Origin of the sequence: Streptomyces sp. NPDC093795 (assembly GCF_044764665.1) — a bacterium.
Taxonomy (GTDB): domain Bacteria; phylum Actinomycetota; class Actinomycetes; order Streptomycetales; family Streptomycetaceae; genus Streptomyces.
The window spans coordinates 111,659-132,958 of sequence record NZ_JBIWIO010000006.1 but is presented as its reverse complement, the minus strand read 5'-3'; the positions used below and the strand labels follow the sequence as shown (position 1 = coordinate 132,958).

At 73.9% G+C, this 21,300-nt stretch carries 16 protein-coding genes; 15 read left to right on the top strand and 1 reads right to left on the bottom strand.

Annotated features, from left to right (window positions below; all coding sequences use genetic code 11):
• The first annotated feature begins 238 nt into the window (after positions 1-238).
• From ssd to ACIRB7_RS17965, 7 genes are read left to right on the top strand one after another with little or no spacing between them, the layout of a single operon-like run.
• Positions 239-1,384, top strand: a complete 1,146-nt coding sequence (gene ssd, locus ACIRB7_RS17995) for a septum site-determining protein Ssd (protein ID WP_403599161.1) — start codon at positions 239-241, stop codon at positions 1,382-1,384.
• Positions 1,381-2,556, top strand: a complete 1,176-nt coding sequence (locus tag ACIRB7_RS17990; RefSeq protein ID WP_403599158.1) for a TadA family conjugal transfer-associated ATPase — start codon at positions 1,381-1,383, stop codon at positions 2,554-2,556. Before ssd ends, ACIRB7_RS17990 begins: the two co-directional genes overlap by 4 nt.
• Positions 2,553-3,446 carry a type II secretion system F family protein gene (locus tag ACIRB7_RS17985; RefSeq protein ID WP_403599155.1) on the top strand — a complete coding sequence of 298 codons (894 nt, stop codon included), beginning with the start codon at positions 2,553-2,555 and terminating at the stop codon, positions 3,444-3,446. The genes ACIRB7_RS17990 and ACIRB7_RS17985 overlap by 4 nt, the downstream gene beginning before the upstream one ends.
• A gap of 14 nt (positions 3,447-3,460) precedes the next feature.
• Positions 3,461-4,207 carry a type II secretion system F family protein gene (locus ACIRB7_RS17980; RefSeq protein WP_403599959.1) on the top strand — a complete coding sequence of 249 codons (747 nt, stop codon included), beginning with the start codon at positions 3,461-3,463 and terminating at the stop codon, positions 4,205-4,207.
• A gap of 53 nt (positions 4,208-4,260) precedes the next feature.
• Complete coding sequence (locus ACIRB7_RS17975) at positions 4,261-4,467, top strand: DUF4244 domain-containing protein (RefSeq protein ID WP_403599152.1); 207 nt, start codon at positions 4,261-4,263, stop codon at positions 4,465-4,467.
• Positions 4,454-4,840, top strand: a complete 387-nt coding sequence (locus ACIRB7_RS17970; RefSeq protein WP_403599150.1) for a TadE family type IV pilus minor pilin — start codon at positions 4,454-4,456, stop codon at positions 4,838-4,840. The genes ACIRB7_RS17975 and ACIRB7_RS17970 overlap by 14 nt, the downstream gene beginning before the upstream one ends.
• Positions 4,837-5,397 (top strand): Rv3654c family TadE-like protein, encoded by a 561-nt coding sequence (locus ACIRB7_RS17965; protein ID WP_403599147.1) that lies wholly within the window; start codon positions 4,837-4,839, stop codon positions 5,395-5,397. Before ACIRB7_RS17970 ends, ACIRB7_RS17965 begins: the two co-directional genes overlap by 4 nt.
• Here ACIRB7_RS17965 and ACIRB7_RS17960 read toward each other — a convergent pair.
• The gene (locus ACIRB7_RS17960) at positions 5,306-7,816 is read right to left on the bottom strand and encodes a DEAD/DEAH box helicase (protein ID WP_403599144.1); all 2,511 of its coding nucleotides are present in this window, start codon (positions 7,814-7,816) and stop codon (positions 5,306-5,308) included. The genes ACIRB7_RS17965 and ACIRB7_RS17960 overlap by 92 nt on opposite strands.
• An 80-nt stretch (positions 7,817-7,896) precedes the next feature.
• On the opposite strand from ACIRB7_RS17960, the gene ACIRB7_RS17955 reads away from it, so the two are divergent.
• The 8 genes from ACIRB7_RS17955 to tmk all read left to right on the top strand — a co-directional run bounded on the left by ACIRB7_RS17955 (position 7,897) and on the right by tmk (position 21,256).
• A complete protein-coding gene (locus ACIRB7_RS17955) occupies positions 7,897-8,250 on the top strand; it encodes an STAS domain-containing protein (RefSeq protein WP_015034520.1) in 354 nt (117 codons plus the stop codon).
• A 15-nt stretch (positions 8,251-8,265) separates the two neighbouring features.
• Positions 8,266-8,724 carry an ATP-binding protein gene (locus ACIRB7_RS17950; protein ID WP_403599141.1) on the top strand — a complete coding sequence of 153 codons (459 nt, stop codon included), beginning with the start codon at positions 8,266-8,268 and terminating at the stop codon, positions 8,722-8,724.
• Between the two features lie 151 nt (positions 8,725-8,875).
• Entirely contained in the window at positions 8,876-11,185 is a 2,310-nt protein-coding gene (locus ACIRB7_RS17945) for a sodium-translocating pyrophosphatase (protein ID WP_403599139.1), read from the top strand.
• A gap of 176 nt (positions 11,186-11,361) precedes the next feature.
• Complete coding sequence (locus tag ACIRB7_RS17940) at positions 11,362-12,051, top strand: small secreted protein (protein WP_403599136.1); 690 nt, start codon at positions 11,362-11,364, stop codon at positions 12,049-12,051.
• Between the two features lie 183 nt (positions 12,052-12,234).
• Entirely contained in the window at positions 12,235-13,758 is a 1,524-nt protein-coding gene (locus tag ACIRB7_RS17935) for a methyltransferase (protein ID WP_403599132.1), read from the top strand.
• A 417-nt stretch (positions 13,759-14,175) separates the two neighbouring features.
• Positions 14,176-14,373 carry a hypothetical protein gene (locus tag ACIRB7_RS17930; RefSeq protein ID WP_403599129.1) on the top strand — a complete coding sequence of 66 codons (198 nt, stop codon included), beginning with the start codon at positions 14,176-14,178 and terminating at the stop codon, positions 14,371-14,373.
• A 339-nt stretch (positions 14,374-14,712) separates the two neighbouring features.
• Positions 14,713-17,574 (top strand): type I DNA topoisomerase, encoded by a 2,862-nt coding sequence (topA, locus tag ACIRB7_RS17925; protein ID WP_403599127.1) that lies wholly within the window; start codon positions 14,713-14,715, stop codon positions 17,572-17,574.
• A 121-nt stretch (positions 17,575-17,695) separates the two neighbouring features.
• On the top strand, positions 17,696-21,256 hold the full coding sequence (tmk, locus tag ACIRB7_RS17920; RefSeq protein ID WP_403599125.1) for a dTMP kinase: 3,561 nt from the start codon (positions 17,696-17,698) through the stop codon (positions 21,254-21,256).
• The last annotated feature ends 44 nt before the right edge of the window (positions 21,257-21,300 follow it).

Below are 21,300 nucleotides of genomic sequence, written 5' to 3'. Positions count from 1 at the left end.
CCTTCCTTCCGGCCGTCGGCCGCGATTCGACCGAGGCCCGACCGGACCCTCGATTCATCACTCACAGTAACCGGCAGGCTGCGTTCCGGGCAGTCCCCGGGACGGGTGACGAAGTTATTCACAGGGCTTCGGATATCCCCAGTTTTTCGGCAAGATCCCCAGGATTCTCGGCACGGCCCCACGGTGATTCCTGTCGCGAAGTTCGCGAACGGAAGGAATCACGAGAGGGGTGTGCGGCATGGAGGCAACCAGGACTTCGGGGGCCGGTGGGAGGGCCCGGACTGCGCCGCAGAGCGGACCGGAGGCGGCCGGCGGCGGAGAGCCGCGCCGGACAGGGCCGCTGATCGTCACGGAGGATCTCGGGCTGCTCGACGACCTCCTCCGGCTCTGCGCCGCCGCCGGGGTCGAGCCCGAGGTCCACCATCGGGTGCCGGAGCGGCGGGCGAGCTGGACCGACCCCCCGCTCGTCCTGGTCGGCGATGACGCCGCGGCCCGCTGCCGGGGAGCGGCGCGCCGCCCGGGGACCGTCCTCGTCAGCCGTGACCGGGACGACCCGGGAGTGTGGCGGCTTGCCGTCGAGATCGGCGCCGAGTGCGTGCTGCGGCTGCCGGACGCCGAAAGTCTGCTCGTCGACCGTATCGCCGACGCGGCCGAGGGTGTGGGCCGGCAGGCGCTGACCGTCGGCGTCGTCGGCGGGCGAGGAGGCGCGGGCGCCTCCACCCTGGCCTGCGGGCTCGCGCTCGCCGCCGGGCGGACCGGGCGGCGGACCCTGCTCGTCGACGGCGACCCGCTCGGCGGGGGACTCGACGTGTTGCTCGGCGGCGAACGCGAGGAGGGCAGACGATGGCCCGACTTCGCCGCGTCCAAGGGCCGCCTCGCCGGCGGCGCCCTGGAGGAGTCCCTGCCGTCCGTGCGGGGGGTCCGGGTGCTCAGCTGGGGCAGGGAGCCCGCGGCCCCTGTGCCGTCCGAAGCCGTCCGGTCCGTGCTCGCCGCGGCCCGCCGCCGTGGTGGGGTCGTGGTGGTCGACCTGCCGCGCGGAGCCGACGCGGCGGCCACCGAGGCCCACGCCCAGCTCGACCTCGGACTGCTCGTCGTTCCCGGCGAGCTGAGGGCCGTCGCGGCCGCCCACCGGGTGGCCTCGACGCTCTCCACGCACGTGCGTGACCTGCGGGCCGTGGTCCGGGGGCCGTACGCGGCGGGGCTCGACGAGCGATGGGTCGCCGACGCGCTGCGGCTGCCGCTCGCCGGTGAACTCCCGTACGACCCGGGGATCGTGGCGGACCAGGACGCGGGCGTGCCGCCGGGCGCGGAGGCCCGTGGACCGCTCGGCCGGTTCTGCGACGCCTTCTGGGCGTGCGCCCTCGGCCCCGGTGGTGCGGCATGACAGGGGCAGGAGTCACGGGTGGCGGCGCGGGGCTGCTCGACGCCGTACGGCAGCGTCTCGCGGCCAGCGGATCCGAGCCCACCCCGGCGCGGGTCGCGGCGGCCCTGCGAGCCCAGGGGCGGCTGCTCGGCGACGCGGAAGTGCTCGGAGCCGCAGAGGCGTTGCGGTGCGAGCTGATCGGCACCGGACCGCTCGAACCGCTGCTCGCCGACCCGGCCGTCACCGACGTCCTGGTCTCGGCGCCCGACCGGGTGTGGGTCGACCGCGGAGCCGGACTCGAACGGGCCCCGGTGTCCTTTCCCGACACCGCGGCGGTACGGAGGCTCGCCCAGCGGCTCGCGGCGGTGGCCGGACGCAGGCTCGACGACGCCCGGCCCTGGGTGGACGCACGCCTGCCCGACGGCACCCGGATGCACGCCGTGCTGCCGCCGGTGGCGGTCGGCTCGACCTGCCTGTCGCTGCGGGTGGTGCGGCCCCGCGCCTTCACGCTCGAGGAGCTGGCGGCGGCGGGCACGGTGCCGCCGGGCGGTGCCCCGATCCTGCGCGCCCTGATCGACGCCCGGGTGTCGTACCTGGTCAGCGGGGGCACGGGGAGCGGGAAGACGACGCTGCTCGCCTCCTTGCTCGGCCTGGTGGGAGAGCGGGAGCGGATCGTGCTCGCCGAGGACTCGGCGGAGCTGCGGCCGGACCACCCGCACGTGGTGCGCCTTGAGGCGCGGCCCGCGAACCAGGAGGGCGCCGGGCTCGTGACCCTCCGGGACCTGGTCCGTCAGGCGCTGCGGATGCGGCCCGACCGGCTGGTGGTCGGCGAGGTCCGGGGCGGCGAGGCCGTGGACCTCCTCGCCGCCCTCAACACAGGCCATGAAGGCGGCTCGGGAACTGTTCACGCCAACACCGCGGCTGACGTACCGGCGCGGCTCGAAGCCCTGGGGACGGCCGCGGGGCTCGACCGGGCCGCCCTGCACAGCCAGTTGGGAGCCGGCCTTTCGGTCGTGCTGCACCTGGCCAGGGACCGGGACGGGCGGCGGCGGATCGCGGAGGTGCACGTCCTGGAGCGGGACCGGGACGGCCTCGTACGGACGGTTCCCGCGCTGCGGTGGGGCGCGGCCGGGTTCGAGCGGGACCGGGGCTGGGAGCGGCTGCGGTCGCTGATCGGAGGGGGAGCGTGGTGACGGCGGAACCGGTACCGGTGCGGGCCCTGGCCCACGGGCTGGCGGCGCTCTGCGCGGCGCTCGCGCTGTGGGGCGCGGTCGAGCGGCGGCGCGCGGTGAGCAGGGCGAGGGCCGTGCTCGTACGGGGCGGACCTCATGAGCGTGGCGTTCCCGGCGGCCCCGGGGTGGTGTGGCGGGCCGTGGTCGCGCGCTGGTGGGCGGTGGCCCGCGGTCGGCGTGCGTGGCTGTGCCTGCCCGTGGCGGGGGTCCTCGCGCTGCTCGGTGAGTCGCCGCTGCCGCTTGTGGCGGGGGCGGTCGCGGTGCCGCTGGTGGGGCGGCGGCTGCGGGCGTCCGAGCGCCGGAAGGGGCGTGAGGCGCGGGCCGAGCGGGTGGCGGCCCTGTGCGGGGCGGTCGTCGGGGAGCTGAGAGCCGGGTGGCAGCCCGCGCAGGCGTTGGCCTTCGCGGCCCGGGAGACGGGCGCGCTGGACGGTGAGGAGGTGGCGGTGCTCGCGGCGGCCCGCTTCGGCGGGGACGTGCCGGACGCGCTGCGGAAGGCCGCGGGACAGGACGGCACCGAGGGACTCGCGGGCATGGCGGCCTGCTGGCAGGTGGCCGTGGACGGGGGCGCTGGCCTGGCCGCCGGGCTCGACCGGCTCGAAGCGGCCCTGCGGGACCACCGTGAGCAGCGGGAGCGGCTGCGGGCCGAACTGGCCGGTGCCTGGGCGACGGTGGCGGTGCTCGCGCTGCTCCCGGTGGCCGGTGTCGCCCTCGGCGCCGCGCTGGGTGCCGACCCGCTGCGGGTGCTGCTGCACACGCCGGCGGGCCTTGGCTGCCTGGTCGTGGGCGGGGCTCTGGAGGCGGTCGGGCTGTGGTGGGCCGCGCGGATCGTACGAGGAGGGGAGCGGGCGTGATCGGGGCGTTTCAGGTGGCGGGACTCGTGGTCCTGGCATTGGTCTGCGGTGTGCAGGCCGCCCGGGAGGTGGTCGGCGGGCGCCGGGCGAGAGGGATGCGGCGGCGGTTGGGAGGCCTTCTCCCGGCGCCGGTCTCACGGGCCCCGAAGGGCCGGTCCGGGTTGCCTTCGTGGGTGGGGCGCTGGGTGGCGCCGCTCGGGGCGGTCGGCCTCGGGTGGGTGATGTTCGGATGGTTCGGTGGCCTGTTCGCCGGTGTTTTGGTGATGGCCGGGGTGCGGCAGGGCGCGGTGAGGAGAGCCTCACGACCGGTCGACGGCGAGGAGCTCGCACGCCATCTTCCGCTCGCCGCCGATCTGTTGGCGGCCTGCGCCTCGGCGGGAGCCGGGCCCGGGGAGGCGGCGGAGGCCGTCGGCCGGTCCCTGGGCGGCCCGCTGGGCGAGCGCCTGACCCGAACGGCGGCCGAGCTTCGGCTCGGTGGTGAACCGGCCGAGGTGTGGCGGAGGTTCGGCGCGTTACCGGGCGCCGCGGCGCTGGCCCGCTGCATGGAACGGGCCGGTTCCTCGGGGGCGCCCGCCGCTGAGGCCGTCGCCCGGCACGCGGCGGCGCTGCGGTCGGCGCGTGCCCGGGCGGCGGAGGCCCGAGCGCGCCGGGCGCAGGTGCTGATCAGTGCACCCGTGGGGCTCTGTTTCCTGCCCGCCTTCCTGGCGGTGGGGGTGGCCCCGGTGGTGATCGGCCTCGCGACGGGACTCCTGGACGGATGAACGGCGAGGCAGGACGAGATGCGGAAGACACACGACGATTCGAGGAGGTCGGCATGACAGGCAGGGCGACGGTACGCGGTTGGTGGCGGGTGCGACGGGAGGCCGCGCGTCGCGACGCGGGGATGACCACGTCCGAGTACGCGGTGGGAACCATCGCGGCGGCGGGGTTCGCCGCGGTGCTGTACAAGATCGTGACGAGTGGGGCGGTCTCGGGCGCGCTGGAGTCGGTGATCGGTAAGGCTCTCGATGCGCCGTTCTGACCGGGGGTTCGTGACCGTGGAGGCGGCGATGGTGTTGCCGGTCCTCGCGCTGTTCACGGTGACGCTGCTCTGGGCGCTCGCGGCGGCCGCCGCGCAGATCCGGTGCGTGGACGCGGCACGGGCCGGGGCGCGAGCCGCGGCCCGCTCCGAGCCGGCGCCCGCCGCCGAGGCGGCGGCCCGGACCGCGGCGCCCGAGGGCGCCCGGGTGTCGGTGACGCGGTCGGGGGAGCTGTGGCGGGTGACGGTGGAGGCCGCCGCCCCGGGCCCCGGCGGCATGGGGCTCACCCTGAGGGCGGACGCGGCGGCCCTCGCCGAGGACACGGCGTTCGGTGGCGGGGCGGCCGGGGGCCCGGAGCCAGGGGGCCCGCCGTGACGACCGACCGTCGCACTGGCTCTCCCGGCCGGTGGCCCGGAGCCAGGGGGCCCACCGTGACGGCCGACCGTCGTGCCGGCCTTCCCGGCCGGGGGCCCGAAGCCAGGGGGCCCGCGGTGACGGCCGACCGTCGTGCCGGCCCTCGCACCCGCCGTCCCACCCGCCTTCGGGCCGACCGGGGTGCGGCGACGATATGGGTGGCGTTCGCCGCCTGTGCGCTCTGTGTGGTGTTCGGGGTGGTGCTCGCGCTCGGGCAGGCCGTGGCGGCCCGGCACCGGGCCGGCGGGGCCGCCGACCTGGCCGCCCTCGCCGCCGCCGACCGTGCCCTGTGGGGCGAGGCCGAGGCGTGCGCCGCCGCATCCCGGGTGGCCGCCGCGCAGCGCGCCGAGGTGGTGCGGTGCGCGGTGCGGGGCGAGATCGCGGAGGTGACCGCCCGGGTCGCCGCCGGCCCCTACCGGCCCGAGGTCAGATCGCGGGCGGGGCCTCAGGGGTCTCAGGGGCCACAGGGGCCCCGGCAGCCTCCGGGCCCCCCGGGGCCTCCCGCAGGATCTCCGTGAGGAGGCGCACCGCGCCCCGCTTGTGGAGCGGATCGTTGCCGTTGCCGCACTTCGGGGACTGGATGCAGGAGGGGCAGCCCGCCTCGCACTCGCAGGAGGCGATGGCCTCCCGGGTGGCTGCCAGCCAGGCGCGGGCCGTGTGGAAGGCACGCTCGGCGAAGCCCGCGCCGCCGGGGTGGCCGTCGTACACGAAGACGGTGGGCAGCAGGGTGTCGGGGTGGAGCGGTACGGAGACGCCGCCGATGTCCCAGCGGTCGCAGGTGGCGAACAGCGGCAGCATGCCGATGGAGGCGTGCTCGGCGGCGTGCAGGGCGCCGCCGAGGATCTCCGGAGTGATCCGGGCGGCGTCGAGCTGGTCCTCGGTGACCGTCCACCAGACCGCCCGGGTGCGCAGTGTGCGGGGCGGCAGGTCGAGCTTGGTCTCGCCGAGGACCTCGCCCGTGATCAGGCGGCGGCGCAGGAAGGAGACGACCTGGTTGGTGACCTCGACGGAGCCGAAGCAGAGACGGCCGGCCCCCCAGGGGATCTCGGTCTCGGTGTCCAGGACGGTGATGGAGGTGGTGTCGCGGGCGGTGGTCGAGTACGGCGGGACGGCCTCTTCCACGAGGGCCACGGAGTCCTTGAGGTCGAGCTCCCGCACCAGGTAGGTGCGGCCTTGGTGGAGGTGGACGGCGCCCTCGTGGACGGCGGTGTGGGAGGCGGCCTCGTCGACGGTGCCGAGCAGTCGGCCGGTGCCTGCCTCGACGATCCGGACGGGGCTGCCGCCGCCGCCCCTGATGTCGGTGAGGTCGGCGGCCCGCTCGCGGCGGGTCCAGTACCAGCCGGTGGAGCGGCGGCGCAGCAGACCGGCGGCCTCCAGCTGCGGCAGCAGTCCCGGGACGGCCGGGCCGAAGAGGGCCAGGTCCGGCTCGGTCAGCGGGAGCTCGGCGGCGGCGGCGCACAGATGGGGGGCGAGGACGTACGGGTTGTCGGGGTCCAGGACGGTCGACTCGACCGGCTGGTCGAAGATCGCCTCCGGGTGGTGGACCAGGAAGGTGTCCAGCGGGTCGTCGCGGGCGATGAGGATCGCGAGGGCGCCCTCGCCCGAACGGCCGGCGCGGCCCGCCTGCTGCCACAGGGACGCCCGGGTGCCCGGGTAGCCGGCGATCAGGACCGCGTCCAGGCCGGAGACGTCCACGCCCAGCTCCAGGGCGGTCGTGGCGGCAAGGCCGAGGAGCTCGCCGGAGTGCAGGGCCCGCTCCAGGGCCCGGCGCTCCTCGGGCAGGTAGCCGCCCCGGTAAGCGGCGACACGCCGGGCGAGGGAGCGGTCGGTCTCGGCGAGCCGTTCCTGGGCGATCACCGAGATCAGTTCGGCGCCGCGCCGGGAGCGGACGAAGGCGACCGAGCGGACGCCCTGCCGGGTCAGGTCGGTCAGCAGATCCGCGGTCTCGGCGGTGGCGGTGCGGCGCACGGGCGCGCCGCGCTCGCCGTGCAGCTCGGTCAGCGGCGGCTCCCACAGGGCGAAGACCAGCTCGCCGCGCGGGGAGGCGTCGTCGGAGACCTCGGTGATCGGGAGCCCCGTGAGGCGCCCGGCGGCCAGGGCGGGTTCGGCGGAGGTGGCGGAGGCGAGGAGGAAGACCGGATCGGAGCCGTACCGGGCGCAGATCCGGCGCAGTCGCCGCAGCACCTGGGCGACGTGGGAGCCGAAGACGCCCCGGTAGGTGTGGCACTCGTCGATCACGACGTAGCGCAGGGAGCGCAGGAAGGAGGACCACCTGGAGTGGGACGGGAGTATGCCCCGGTGCAGCATGTCGGGGTTGGTCAGCACGTAGTTCGCGTACTGCCGGACCCATTCGCGCTCCTCGACCGGGGTGTCGCCGTCGTAGACGGCGGGGCGGATCCGGTTGCCGAGCGGGGCGGCCAGCTCCCGCACGGCGCGCCGCTGGTCGGCGGCGAGGGCCTTGGTGGGCGAGAGGTACAGGGCGGTGGCGCCGCGCCCGTTCGGGGCCTCGGCGCCGTCCAGGAGGGTGCTGAGGACCGGGGCGAGGTAGGCGAGCGACTTGCCCGAGGCGGTACCGGTGGCGATCACCACGGACTCGCCGTCCAGGGCGTGCTCCGCCGCCTCCGCCTGATGCGCCCAGGGGTGCTCGATCCCGGCCGCCTCGATGGCCGCGATCACCTCCGGACGGATGCGGTGCGGCCAGACTGCATGACGGCCCGCCCGGGCGGGCATGTGCTCCGTATGAGTGATGCGCGCGGCCCGGCTCTCGCCCGACGAGAGCCGGTCGAGGACCATGCCGGGGGAGGGTCGGTTGCCCGTGTTCCCGGCTGGACGACTGGGGCGGTGATTCTTGGCCATCGGCACCGAGTGTGTCACTGCCATGACGGACAATGCTTCCAAGGCGTCGTGCATGGCTGCTGGTAAGTGATTGAATGCCATCGCGGCTGACGATCAGTTCCCTGACTCCGTCCGGGAGACCCCGGGGGACGATCGTTCGATAGCAAGGTGCTGGAGGATCCGTGGACCTGTCCCTGTCGACTCGCAATGTGTCCGGCGCTGGTGGCGACCGTACGGTCGTCGAGGTCGGTGGCGAGATTGATGTGTATACCGCGCCCAAGCTGCGCGAGCAGTTGGTCGAGTTGGTGAACGACGGCAGCTACCACCTGGTCGTCGACATGGAGGGCGTGGACTTCCTCGACTCCACCGGCCTCGGCGTGCTCGTCGGCGGGCTGAAGCGCGTCCGCGCGCATGAGGGCTCGCTGCGTCTGGTCTGCAACCAGGAGCGCATTCTGAAGATTTTCCGGATCACGGGTCTCACCAAGGTGTTCCCGATCCACACCTCGGTCGACGAGGCCGTCAACGCCGTCGACTGAGCCCAGGGGGTTCGCATGGCCACCGTTGAACTCCGCTTCAGCGCTCAGCCCGAGCACGTCCGCACGGCCCGCCTGGTGGCGGCCGCGGTGGCGCGCCGGGCCGGTGTCGACGAGGCGGTCCTCGACGAGGTGCGTCTCGCCGTGGGTGAGGCCTGTTCCCGTGCGGTCGGGCTGCACCGCAGCAACGACGTCGCGACGCCCATCCGGGTCGTGCTGACCGAGGAGGAGAAGACGTTCTCCATCGAGGTCGGCGACGAGGTGCCCGGTGCGGGGGTCGCGGCGGCCGATGCCGCCGGTGTCCCCGGCGCGCGGTCCGCGGCTCCGGTCGAGGACTTCGACGACGCCGACGGCGAGGACGAGATGGGGCTCGCGGTGATCCGCGGGCTCGTCGACGATGTCGAGGTGAGCGCCGGCGAGGACGGCGGGACGATCCGGATGACCTGGCCGGTGAGTTCGGCGGACATCCTGTCCTGACCCGAACAGAGGAACGAAGCGCGACGAGAAGAGGCCCTGCTCCCGCAGGGCCTCTTCTCGTTCTGTCGCAAACCCCCGGGATTGGTGCATCCGCGCGCGGGGTCCACAGGGTCCCCGTCTGTACTGGTTCGTCTCCCTATGATCCGTCCCCATGTACCCCACTTCTCTCGCCGCGGCGGTGCTCACGAGCGGGAACCGGACGATCGTGTACGTCGTCGGCGCCGTCGCCCTCGCCGCGCTGGTCGTCGCCCGGCTCCTCGTCCACCAGGTGCTCAGGGCCGGTGAGGGCACCGAGAAGATGAGGGAGATCGCCGCGGCCGTGCAGGAGGGGGCCAACGCCTACCTCGCGCGGCAGCTGCGGACCGTCGCCGTCTTCGCGGCCGCCGTGTTCTTCCTGCTGATGCTGCTGCCCGCCGACAACTGGTCGCAGCGCGCCGGACGATCCCTGTTCTTCCTGGTCGGAGCGCTGTTCTCGGCGGTCACCGGGTACATCGGCATGCGGCTCGCCGTACGGGCCAACGTGCGGGTCGCCGCGGCGGCCAGGGAGGCCACTCCCGCGCCGGGCGAACCGGAGAAGGGCCTGACGGAGGTCGCGCACCGGGCCATGCGGATCGCGTTCCGTACCGGAGGCGTCGTCGGCATGTGCACGGTCGGCCTCGGGCTGCTCGGCGTCGCCTGTGTCGTCCTCGTCTACGCCGCCGACGCGCCCAAGGTCCTTGAGGGATTCGGCCTCGGCGCCGCGCTCATCGCCATGTTCATGCGGGTGGGCGGCGGCATCTTCACCAAGGCCGCCGACGTCGGCGCCGACCTCGTCGGCAAGGTCGAGCAGGGCATCCCGGAGGACGATCCGCGCAACGCCGCCACGATCGCCGACAACGTGGGCGACAACGTAGGCGACTGCGCGGGCATGGCCGCCGACCTCTTCGAGTCGTACGCCGTGACCCTGGTCGCCGCGCTCATCCTCGGCAAGGCGGCCTTCGGCGACCACGGCCTCGCGTTTCCCCTGATCGTGCCGGCCATCGGCGTGGTCACCGCCGTCATCGGCATCTTCGCGGTCTCCCCGCGCCGCGCCGACCGGGGCGGGATGAGCGCGATCAACCGCGGCTTCCTCGTCTCGGCGGTGATCTCGCTCGTCGGGGTCGCCGTCGCCGCCTTCGCGTACCTGCCGTCCTCGTACGCCGAGCTCAAGGGCGTCACCGTGCCCGGCATCGGCGACCACGCGGGCGACCCCCGGGTCCTCGCCCTGGTCGCGGTCGCCCTCGGCATCGTCCTCGCCGCCCTCATCCAGCAGCTCACCGGCTACTTCACGGAGCCGAGCCGGCGGCCGGTCAGGGACATCGGCAAGTCCTCGCTCACCGGCCCCGCGACCGTCGTCCTCGCGGGCGTGGCCCTCGGCATGGAGTCCGCCGTCTACACCGCCCTCCTGATCGGGCTCACCGTGTACGGGGCGTTCCTCCTCGGCGGCGGCTCGATCATGCTGGCGCTGTTCGCGGTCGCCCTCGCCGGTACCGGCCTGCTCACGACCGTCGGGGTGATCGTCGCCATGGACACCTTCGGCCCGGTCGCCGACAACGCCCAGGGCATCGCGGAGATGTCCGGGGACGTCCAGGGCGCGGGGGCCCGGGTCCTCACCGAACTGGACGCCGTCGGCAACACGACCAAGGCCGTCACCAAGGGCATCGCCATCGCCACCGCCGTCCTCGCGGCCTCGGCGCTGTTCGGCTCGTACCGGGACGCCATCGCGACCTCGGTCGCCGAGGTCGGCGCGAGGGCGGACGAGTTGACGCTCTCGATGGACATCTCGCAGCCCAACAACCTCTTCGGCCTGATCCTCGGCTCCGCGGTCGTCTTCCTCTTCTCGGGACTCGCGATCAACGCCGTGTCCCGGTCGGCGGGATCGGTGGTGTACGAGGTGCGGCGGCAGTTCCGCGAGCATCCCGGGATCATGAACCACACCGAGAAACCGGAGTACGGACGGGTCGTCGACATCTGCACCAGGGACGCGCTGCGTGAACTCGCCACGCCCGGGCTGCTCGCCGTGATGGCCCCGATCGCCGTCGGCTTCGCGCTCGGTGTCGGCGCCCTCGGCGCGTACCTCGCCGGAGCGATCGGCACGGGCGCGCTGATGGCGGTCTTCCTCGCCAACTCCGGTGGTGCCTGGGACAACGCGAAGAAGCTGGTCGAGGACGGGAACCACGGAGGCAAGGGCAGCGAGGCGCACGAGGCGACCGTCATCGGGGACACGGTCGGAGACCCGTTCAAGGACACCGCGGGTCCGGCGATCAACCCGCTCCTGAAGGTGATGAACCTGGTGGCGCTGCTCATCGCCCCGGCGGTCGTACGGTTCGGCTACGGGGACGACGCCAGTGCCGGGCTGCGGGCGGCGGTCGCCGCGGTCGCGCTCCTCGTCGTCGTCGCCGCGGTCCGGGCCTCCAAGAGGCGGTCGGTGACCGTGTCCTGACGCCGGGTCTCCTGACGTGGCGTCTGTCTCATTCCCGGGGGTTTCCGAGGTGGGTGTGAGGTGTCTCCCTTGGTTCAAAAGGCTGCAATCCGGGGTGAATCAGTCGTACGAAAGGTGGAAGTAGCCCGTTCGGCGTGTATGTTCCGGGGCCGAGAGCCTTGGAAGGGACCGATCCGGTGAACAAGAAGCTTGCGGCCGCACTGTCCGGCGGCGCGGTACTGGTGCTCGCGCTGTCGGGTTGCAGCGACGACGAGGGCGACAAGGTGGGTGACTGGGCGAAGACGTTCTGCGATCAGGCGAAGCCTCAGATCCAGAAGCGGGCCGACGCCCATCTGATCATCATCTCGACGGCTGCGGACAGCAAGCCCGCCGAGATCCAAGCCGCCGACTCGAAGGCGTTCCAGGACATCGCCGACGCCGACCGGGCGCTGGCCAAGGCCGTGGAGAGCGCCGGGGTCCCGCCCGTCGAGAACGGCCAGAAGATCCAGCAGGACGCGATCAAGGAGCTCAACGCCACCGCGGTGGCGTACGAGGGGCTCAAGAAGCAGGTCGACGCGCTGGACCCGTCGAACCAGCAGAAGTTCGCGGACGGCCTCCAGGGTGTCGCCGACGGTCTGACGAAGATCGAGAAGATGGACCAGAACGCCCTGGCCAAGCTGGAGGACGGCGAGCTGGGCCAAGCGATGGCCAAGCAGCCCGGCTGCCAGAAGCCCACGGCCTCGACCCCGCCGAAGACCACCGGCTCCGCCTCCCCGCAGCCCGGCTCCACCGCCGCGGACTCGGACAAGGGGTCGGACTCCGAGCCCACGGGGAACTCCTCCACGAAGCCGGCGGCCAAGAAGACCTCGGGGACCAAGAGCGAGTAGCGGGCACAGGGCGGCTGTCGGGCCAGAGTCGGAGGCCTGCCCCTCGACGGCCGCCGATCCGGCGGCCGTCGCCGGGTCGGCCACCGATCCCTCGTCGGCCATCGGCCCCTTGCCGGCCGCCGATCCGGCCGCCGTCGCCGGGTCGGCCGCCCCGATGTCGGTGGCGGCGGTCACAATGGAGCGGTGAGTACGACCAGCCTGCCTCCCCGCCTCCCGGTGCCCGCGCACGCCGCCCGTCTGCGCGAGGCCCTGCTCGCCGCCGACTTCACCGCCGACGGGCTGCTCGACCTGCTCGGCGCCCCCGCCTACGCGGCGCTCGCCCGGAGCGAGACCGTGCCCGCCCTGCGCGCCACCCGCGGCGACTCTCCGCTGGAGACCCTCGTCCGGCTCTTCCTGCTCCAGGAGGCCGTCGCGCACGACCGGGCCACCGCCGCGCTCCCGCTCGACGAGGCTCTCGCCGACGGCTGGGTGGTCCGCGAGGACGGCACCGTGTCCGCGACGGTCGACATCCGGCCGTACGGCGGGCCGGACGGTGAGGACTGGTTCATCGTCTCCGACCTGGGCTGCGCCGTCGGCGGAGCCGGGGGCATCGGCACGAAGGACGAAGGTGTCGTCCTCGGCGTCGGCGGGGCGTCCACCACGCTCGCCGGCATCACGGTCCGTACGCCGGTGTCCTCCGCGCTCGACCTCGGCACCGGCTCCGGCATCCAGGCGTTGCACGCCGCGCAGCACGCCACCCTGGTCACCGCGACCGACCTCAACCCGCGCGCCCTGGACTTCACCCGGCTGACGCTCGCCCTCTCCGGGGCCCGGGAGGCCGAGTTGGTCACGGGCTCGCTGTTCGAGCCGGTCGACAGCGAGACGTACGACCTGATCGTCTCCAACCCGCCGTTCGTGATCTCCCCCGGCGCCCGGCTCACCTACCGCGACGGCGGGATGGGCGGCGACGACCTGTGCCGGACGCTCGTGCAGGAGGCGGGCGAGCGGCTCAACGACGGCGGATACGCCCAGTTCCTCGCCAACTGGCAGCACGTCGAGGGCGAGGAGTGGCAGGAGCGGCTGCGGTCCTGGGTGCCGCGCGGCTGCGACGCCTGGATCGTGCAGCGGGAGGTCCAGGACGTCACCCAGTACGCGGAGCTGTGGCTGCGCGACAGCGGCGACCACCGGGGGGACCCGGACGCGTACCGGCTGGCGTACGAGGCGTGGCTCGACGAGTTCGAGGCCCGCAAGACGCGCGCGGTGGGATTCGGCTGGATCACGATCCGGCGGAACGAGGCCGTGGCCTCCGGGACCGACGAGCCTTCGATCGTCATCGAGGAGTGGCCGCACCCCGTCGAGCAGCCCCTCGGGCCCACCGTCCGCGCCCACTTCGAGCGCCAGGACTATCTGCGCGGTCACGACGACGCGGCCCTGCTCGCCGACCGTTTCACGCTCGCGCCCGAGGTCGTGCAGGAGCAGGTCGGGCTTCCGGGCGCCGAGGACCCCGAGCACGTCGTGCTCCGGCAGAACCGGGGCATGCGCCGCGCCACCAGGGTGGACCACGTCGGCGCCGGGTTCGCCGGAGTGTGCGACGGCACGCTCAGCGCGGGCCGCATCCTCGACGCGATCGGTCAGTTGATGGGCGAGGACCCGGTGATACTGCGGGACCGCACCCCGCAGGCGATCCGGCTGCTCGTGGAGGAGGGCTTCCTGCTGCCCGTCGACTGAGCCCTCCCCGGAAACGCGCCGGGGGAGGCAGGCACGTTCCGTTTCCCCGGCGCCACGCGGCTCGTCGTCGCCGGCGAGGTGGTTCCCCGACGGGCCCTGTCCGACCGGGCCACCCCGCCCATGCGCGGGGGAACGTGCTGGTCGGGCGGCTTGTCCGGGTTGTTCACCCCCGCCGGCTCGCACGGGGAGGCGGCAGGCACCGACCGCCGCTTCCACCGCGTCGGGAACGCCGTCACGCGGCTTCCGCCTCCGGTCCGGAGGCGAGAGAGGCGAGAGGCGGATCACTACCGGCCATCTTCGTGAAACCGCACGGGACGCTCCGCGTCGTTCACCCGGAATTCGCACCCTGGACGCCCGGAGGTGTCAGCCTCGGCTCCGGGAGACGCACACCGCACGTGGACGGAACGGGGTACGGGCATGGAGAGCGGGCCGGCGATTTTCGCGGGGACGGCATTCACGCTGTTCGGAGGCGCGCTGCTGCTGTGGACCACCGTGCGGACGTTGCACCGCGAGCCCGTCGCGTACGGGGTCGCCCCCCGTACCGCCGTCGCGCTGACGAGCTTCTTCGGCGCCGGCTTCCTCCTCCTCGGCGTCTGGTGCTACGCCAGGCTCTGACCTCGTACAGGAACGCGTCCAGGATCTCTTCCCGGATCCCTCGCCGGACTCCTCGCCGGATCCCCCTCCAGATCCCTTCCCGGGCCGCTTCCGGACCTTCGTGATCTTTCGCCGGAACCCCCGGCGCCGACGTCCCGCCCCGCCCGACCGGGAGTCCGGGCGGCAGGAATGCCAGGACTCGGGTTACCGTTCGAGTGGCCGTTGCGGGCTTTCGCCGTTTGACACGGGGGCGGGTTGTACCGTCACACTCCGCAGCGATGGGAGCGTCACCGTCCGTGCCGCTGCCGTGCGTGCCAGCGCTACGTGCCAGAGAGTGTCGATCCGGAGAGAAGAGCGAAGTTGTCCCCGACCAGCGAGACCGCACACGGCGGCCGCCGACTCGTCATCGTCGAGTCGCCCGCCAAGGCGAAGACGATCAAGGGCTACCTCGGCCCCGGATACGTGGTCGAGGCGAGCGTCGGGCACATCCGTGACCTCCCCAGCGGCGCCGCGGAGGTGCCCGAGAAGTACACCGGCGAGGTGCGCCGCCTCGGGGTCGACGTCGAGCACGACTTCCAGCCCATCTATGTCGTCAACGCCGACAAGAAGGCGCAGGTCAGGAAGCTCAAGGAGCTGCTCGCCGAGTCCGACGAGCTCTACCTCGCCACCGATGAGGACCGCGAGGGCGAAGCCATCGCGTGGCACCTCCAGGAAGTCCTGAAGCCCAAGGTCCCGGTCCACCGGATGGTCTTCCACGAGATCACCAAGGACGCGATCCGCGAGGCCGTCGCCAACCCGCGCGAGCTGAACCAGCGCATGGTCGACGCCCAGGAGACCCGCCGTATCCTCGACCGCCTGTACGGCTACGAGGTCTCGCCGGTCCTGTGGAAGAAGGTCATGCCGCGGCTGTCCGCCGGCCGCGTGCAGTCCGTCGCCACCCGGCTCGTCGTCGAGCGGGAGCGCGAGCGCATCGCCTTCCGTTCCGCCGAGTACTGGGACCTCACCGGCACCTTCGGAACCGGCCGCTCCGGTGACGCCTCCGACCCGTCCCAGCTGGTCGCACGCCTCGCGGCGGTCGACGGAAAGCGGATCGCGCAGGGCCGTGACTTCGGCGCCGACGGGCGCCTGAAGAGCGAGGCCGTGCTCCACCTGGACGAGGCGAACGCGCGGACGCTCGCCGCCGCGCTCACCGACACCGCGTTCTCGGTGCGCTCGGTCGAGTCGAAGCCGTACCGCCGATCCCCGTACGCCCCCTTCCGCACCACCACCCTCCAGCAGGAGGCGAGCCGCAAGCTGGGCTTCGGTGCGAAGGCGACCATGCAGGTGGCGCAGAAGCTGTACGAGAACGGCTTCATCACCTACATGCGTACGGACTCCACGACCCTGTCCGACACCGCCGTCACGGCGGCGCGGGCGCAGGTCACGCAGCTGTACGGCGCCGACTACCTGCCGGAGAAGCCCCGCGTCTACGCGGGCAAGGTCAAGAACGCGCAGGAGGCGCACGAGGCGATTCGCCCTTCGGGTGATCGTTTCCGCACCCCCGCGGAGACCGGTCTGACCGGTGACCAGTTCCGGCTCTACGAGCTGATCTGGAAGCGGACCGTCGCCTCCCAGATGAAGGACGCGACCGGTAACTCGGTCACCGTGAAGATCGGCGGCCGGGCGTCCGACGGCCGTGACGCCGAGTTCAGCGCGTCCGGCAAGACGATCACCTTCCACGGCTTCATGAAGGCGTACGTGGAAGGCGCCGACGACCCGAACGCGGAGCTCGACGACCGCGAGCGGCGCCTGCCGCAGGTCGCCGAGGGCGACGCGCTGACCGCCGACGGCATCACCGTCGACGGCCACGCGACCAAGCCGCCGGCCCGCTACACCGAGGCCTCGCTGGTCAAGGAGCTGGAAGAGCGCGAGATCGGCCGCCCTTCGACGTACGCGTCGATCATCGGCACGATCCTCGACCGCGGCTACGTCTTCAAGAAGGGCACGGCGCTCGTGCCGTCCTTCCTGAGCTTCGCCGTCGTCAACCTCCTGGAGACGCACTTCGGGCGGCTCGTCGACTACGACTTCACGGCCAGGATGGAGGACGACCTCGACCGCATCGCGCGGGGCGAGGCCAAGTCCGTGCCGTGGCTGAAGCGCTTCTACTTCGGTGAGGGCGGAGAGGGCGGCGGGGCCGGCGCGGTCGCCCCCGGCGGTGCGGCGGACGCCGGGAACGGCGACGGCGACCACCTCGGCGGCCTCAAGGAACTCGTCACCGACCTCGGCGCGATCGACGCCCGCGAGATCTCGTCCTTCCCCGTCGGCAACGACATCGTGCTGCGCGTCGGCCGTTACGGCCCGTACGTCGAGCGCGGCGAGAAGGAGGCCGAGGGCCACCAGCGGGCCGACGTCCCCGAGGAGCTCGCGCCCGACGAGCTGACCGTCGAGCTCGCGGAGGAGCTGCTCGCCAAGCCGAGCGGTGACTTCGAGCTGGGCGCCGACCCGGTCAGTGGCAACCAGATCGTCGCGAAGGACGGCCGCTACGGCCCGTACGTCACGGAGATCCTGCCCGAGGGCACCCCGAAGACCGGCAAGAACGCGGTGAAGCCGCGCACGGCCTCCCTCTTCAAGTCGATGTCCCTCGACACCGTCACCCTGGAGGACGCGCTCCGGCTGATGTCCCTGCCCAGGGTCGTCGGCGCCGACGCCGAGGGTGTCGAGATCACCGCGCAGAACGGCCGCTACGGCCCGTACCTCAAGAAGGGCACGGACTCGCGGTCGCTCACCGACGAGGAGCAGCTCTTCACGATCACCCTCGAAGAGGCGCTCGCGATCTACGCCCAGCCGAAGCAGCGGGGCCGGGCCGCGGCCAAGCCGCCGCTGAAGGAGCTGGGCACCGACCCGGTCAGCGAGAAGCCCGTGGTCGTCAAGGACGGGCGCTTCGGCCCGTACGTGACGGACGGCGAGACCAACGCCACCCTGCGGACCGACGACAGCGTGGAGACGATCACGCCGGAGCGCGGTTACGAGCTGCTCGCGGAGAAGCGGGCCAAGGGACCGGCGAAGAAGACCGCCAAGAAGGCCCCGGCGAAGAAGGCCCCGGCCAAGAAGGCCACGACCGCGAAGAAGACGGCCACCACGGCCACCAAGACGGCCGCCAAGAAGACGGCCGCGAAGAAGACGACGACGGCGAAGAAGACCACCGCCGCCGCGAAGAAGACGGCGGCGGCGAAGCCGGAATAGGCGCAGCTGACGCGAGGGCGGGGACGGGGGTGGAGACCCCCGTCCCGGCCTTCGTCACAGGCTCGTCCGGATGTTCGGGCGCAGGCCGCGGGGAGCAAGGCCGTCCGGATAGGGTGGACGGATGACGCGAGCAGAGCAGCCAGACCGCCTCGGCGATTCCGACGCCGCACTCGTCGCGGATTCCAGGGAGCGTGCCGTACGCGCCCTGTTGCGCCATCAGCCATTGCGCAGGTTGTGGAGCGCCCACCTCGCCGGCAGTACCGGTGACGCCCTCGCCGTCCTGGTGCTCGTCCTCCTCGGCCTCCAGGCCGCCGTGGCGGAGGGCGCGTTCGGAGGGGGCGCGCGGGGCGCCGCGTTCGCCGTGGCCGCTGTCGTCGGCGCGCGCCTGCTGGCCTCGGTCCTCTTCGGGGCCGTCCTCCTCGGGCCGCTGACCGCCCTCACCGGACCCGGCGGGGCGCTCGACCGGCGCTGGACCATGATCGGCGCCGACGGTGTCCGGATCGCGCTGCTCGTCGTCGCACCCCTGTGGATCGACTGGACCCCCGGCAGCGCCCTCTGGTACCTGCTCGGCACCGTCTTCGTCACCGGCGCCGCCGAGCGGCTCTGGACGATCAGCCGTGAGGGCGCCGCGCCCGCGTTGCTGCCCGCCCCGCCGATCGAGGGCGGGGCCGTACGACCGCTGCCCGACCACCTCGGCGCGCTGCGGCGGCTCTCCCAGCGCACCGGCTTCCTCGCCGTCCCGGCCGCCGCCGCCGTGCTGCTCGTCGCCACGCTCGTCAACAACCTGCTCGGCGCCGGACTCGACTGGTTCTCGCTCCACCAGGCCGCCCTCGGCTCGTACGTCGCCGCCGGGCTCTTCGCCGCCTCCGTCACCGTCCTGTACGCGATGGCGCTGCCCGGCGGGGAGACGCCCCGGCCCCGTTCGCCCCTGGAGGGCCTGCGCCGGCCGGCCGCCGAGAAGGGCCGTACGGGAGCCGTCAAGCCGCTGGTCCTGACCTGCGCCGTCGTCGCGGGGGCCATCGCCGCGGCCGCTTCCGTCGCCGTCCTCCACGCGTACGACCTGGGCGGCGGCGCCGTCACGTACGCCCTCCTGATCCTGGCGCTCAGCGGCGCCACCGCCGTCGGCATCCGCACCGCGGGCTCCGTGCTGCCGGTGCTCTCCCGGCGCCGGCTGCTCGCCCTCGTGACCGCGGTCACCGGGATCGCCCTGATCGCGATGGGCCTGGTGCCGGACACGGCGACCGTCCTCATCCTCGCCGTCCTCGCCGGTTACGCGGCCGGAGTCGCCGCGAACACCGGCCACACCCTCGTCGACCAGGAGGCCGAGGAGCCCCGCAGGGCCAGGACCACCGAGCACCTCCAGGCCTCCGCCCGGGTCGGCATGGGCATCGGCGCGCTCGCCGCCCCGCTGCTCGCCGCCGCGATCGGCCCGCACCGCCTCGCCTCCGGCGACCTCGTCCTCGCGCACGGCGGAGCGGCCTTCACCCTCGCCCTCGTCGGCGCCCTGCTGCTGCCCGTCGCCGCGCTCGTCCTCGCGAAGACCGACGACCGGGCGGGCGTCCCGCTCCGCCGCGACCTGCGCGACGCGCTGCGCGGCTCCGACCCGGCTCAGGCGCCCTCCGCCACCGGCTTCTTCATCGCCCTGGAGGGCGGCGACGGAGCCGGCAAGTCCACCCAGGTCGAGGCGCTCGCCGAGTGGATCCGGGCCAAGGGCCACGAGGTCGTCGTCACCCGCGAACCCGGCGCCACCCCGATCGGCAAGCGGCTCCGCTCGATCCTCCTCGACGTGTCGTCGGCGGGGCTCTCGAACCGCGCCGAGGCCCTGCTGTACGCGGCCGACCGCGCCGAACACGTCGACTCCCTGGTCCGGCCCGCCCTGGAGCGGGGCGCGATCGTCCTCTCCGACCGGTACATCGACTCGTCCGTGGCCTACCAGGGCGCGGGCCGTGACCTGTCCCCGACCGAGATCTCCCGTATCTCGCGCTGGGCGACGGACGGTCTCGTACCGCATCTGACCGTGGTCCTCGACGTCTCCCCGGAGACCGCGCGGGAACGCTTCACCGAGGCGCCCGACCGCCTGGAGTCCGAGCCGCCGGAGTTCCACGCGCGCGTACGGGCCGGATTCCTCGCCCTCGCCGCCGCCGACCCCAGCCGCTACCTCGTCGTCGACGCGGGCCAGGAGCCCGAGGCCGTCACCACCGTCGTACGCCACCGGCTCGACCGGATGCTGCCGCTCTCCGAGGCCGAGGTGAAGGCCGTCGAGGAGGCCCGCCGGAAGGCCGAGGAGGAGGCGCGGCGCCGCGCGGAGGAAGAGGCCGCCCGCAAGGCCGAGGAGGAGCGCCTGGAGCGCGAGCGCCAGGCGCAGCTCGCCAAGCTCCGCGCCGAGGAGGAGGAGCGCAAGCGGCGCGAGGAGGAAGAGGCGCGCCGCCTGGAGGCCGAACGGCAGGCGGAGGAGGCCCGGCGGAAGGCCGAGGAGGCCCGTCTCGCCGCCGAGGAGGAGCGGAAGCGGCTCGCCGCGGAGGAGAAGGCCCGCAAGGAGGAGCAGGAACGACTCCGCAAGGAGGCCGAGGAAGAGGCCCGGCTGCGGGCCGAGGCGGAGGAACGCCGCCTGGAGAAGCAGCGCAAGGCGGAGGAGGCCCTGCTCCGGGCCGAGGAGGCCCGCCGGATGGCCGAGGCCGCCGCCGCCGCGAAGGCGGCGGAGGAGGCAGCGGCGAAGGCCGCCGCGGAGAAGATCGCGGTCGAGGCCGCCGCCAGGGCCGCGGCGGAACGCGCGGCGGCCGAGCGGGCCGCGGCGGAGAAGGCCGCTTCTCAGCGGGCCGAGGCGGCGAAGGCGGCCCGGGAACGGGCGGCGGCCGAGGAGAAGGCGGCCGAGAAGGAGGCCGCGGCGAAGGCCGCGGCGGCGGAGAAGGCGGCGGCCGAGCGGGCCGCGGCGGAGAAGGCCGCGGCGACGGTGGCGGCCGAGAAGGCCGCTGCACAGGCCGCCGAGCAGGCGGCCCGCGCCGCGCGCGCCGCCGACGTGTCCGCGAACGAGGTCACCGTGGCGACCCCGATCGTGAAGCCGGACGCGCGGGCGGACCGCCCCGCGGACCCGCGCGTGGACCGTGCGGCGGATCCGCGGGCGGATCGCGTGACGGACGCGCGCGTGGACCGGGCGCCGGACGCGCCCACCGTCTCCCCCGACGAGGTCACCGTGGCCACGCCGATCGTGAAGATCGAGAAGCCGGAGGCCGAGACGGCCGCCCTGCCCCGGGTCCGGGAGACGCGCGCCGCCGACGAGACCACGGTCCTGCGCCGCGTACGGGACACCGACCTGCCTCCGGTACGGGACAACGACGTGCCTCCGGTACGGGACAAGGACCTGCCTCCGGTACGGGACACCGAGGAGACCGCCGTCATCCCGCCCGTACGCGACACGGAGGAGACCGCCGTGCTCCCGCCCGTACGGGACACCCGGGCGTCCGACCCCGTCGACCGGGTGCCGCCGGGCATCTTCCGGGACGCGCGGGAGGCGCCGCGCGGCGCGAACGACCGGACCCGTGAGCTGCCCCAGCTCGACGAGAACGGCAGGCCGCGCCGCTCCGACTGGGCCGAGGACACCCCGCTCGACGACCTGCCGACGCTGGCGGACGAGCTGTTCGGCCCGCACGACGACGAGGACGAGGGCCCCCGGCGCCGCCGCTGACGGCAGGGCCCCGCTCCGGCGGGGCCTGTCAGTGGGCTGCCCCA